This window comes from Bartonella sp. MR168JLCBS (assembly GCF_042194175.1).
The window spans coordinates 1-1,022 of sequence record NZ_JBHIMP010000168.1; the positions used below are offsets into that span (position 1 = coordinate 1).

Here is a 1,022-nt window from a genome sequence, read left to right on the forward strand (position 1 = left end):
TTTAAGGAATTATGAATCGTGCGAGGGGAATCATCCAATAATGAATTTTCCTATCGCACAGAATTAAGGTGCAACCTGATTTTTTGCGGTAAATACTATAGAAATAAGCGGGCTGACAAATGCTTTTAAATAGCAAGAAAAATTTTCCTTCCATTGTTAAATCAACATTTCAATTTGTTTCTTTAGCAGCTATTTCCCAGATATTAGTATCTTGTTGTTCAAGCCAAACAGCACATTTTGCATTTAGAAGTTTCTGTCATAATAAGGTCGCTGATGCAAAGACTGTTGATCTACCTGCAAAAATTTCAAGTGAGCAAAATCGATCGAAAGAAAAAAAACGTGGGCGGGCCATCATCGGTAAACCTTACAAAATAAAAGGAAAGTGGTACTATCCCAAAAATGATCCAACCTATAAACGTGTTGGACAAGCATCGTGGTATGGTTCAGACTTTCATGGGCGTTTAACAGCAAATGGTGAGATCTATGACATGAATCTTTTGACAGCCGCTCACCCCACAATGCCTTTACCCAGTTATGCTCGTGTTACTAATCTGGAAAATGGGTCTTCTATCATTGTTAGAGTGAATGATCGAGGTCCCTTTATTAAGGATAGAATCATTGATTTATCAAAACAAGCTGCAGCGATACTTGATTATGAAAATGCGGGTGTAACAAATGTTAAAGTCGAGTATATTGCTGAAGCGCCCATTGGCTATTATGATGGTGCTTATTTAATATCCTCTTATACGCCTGGAAAGGTTGATTCGTATTCGTTAGCATTCGCAGACATTTCAAAAAAAAGAGAAGATATCATGTTAGGGGAGAACAATACGGACAGCAAAGAGAAACTAACTAAAGCTGCTGTTAAACAGAAGCAACTGAGTAAAACTGTTTCAATAAAATTGCCTGATATTGGTCCTATTCTTGTTGATAAGCCAATATTGTTCGATCAGATAGCATCTATAAAGTTGTCTAATAAATAAGTCAAAAAAAGACACAAGGTCAATTGATTACAACTGTTT

The 1,022-nt window shown here is 36.2% G+C and carries 1 protein-coding gene; it reads left to right on the plus strand.

Annotated features, from left to right (window positions below; genetic code table 11):
- The first annotated feature begins 119 nt into the window (after positions 1 to 119).
- Entirely contained in the window at positions 120 to 983 is an 864-nt protein-coding gene (locus tag ACFIK8_RS10070) for a septal ring lytic transglycosylase RlpA family protein (protein ID WP_014924069.1), read from the plus strand.
- Positions 984 to 1,022: the final 39 nt, after the last annotated feature.

Coding starts and splice junctions, on each gene's coding strand:
- ACFIK8_RS10070 (WP_014924069.1), top strand. CDS start 120: ATGCTTTTAAATAGCAAGAAAAATTTTCCTTCCATTGTTAAATCAACA.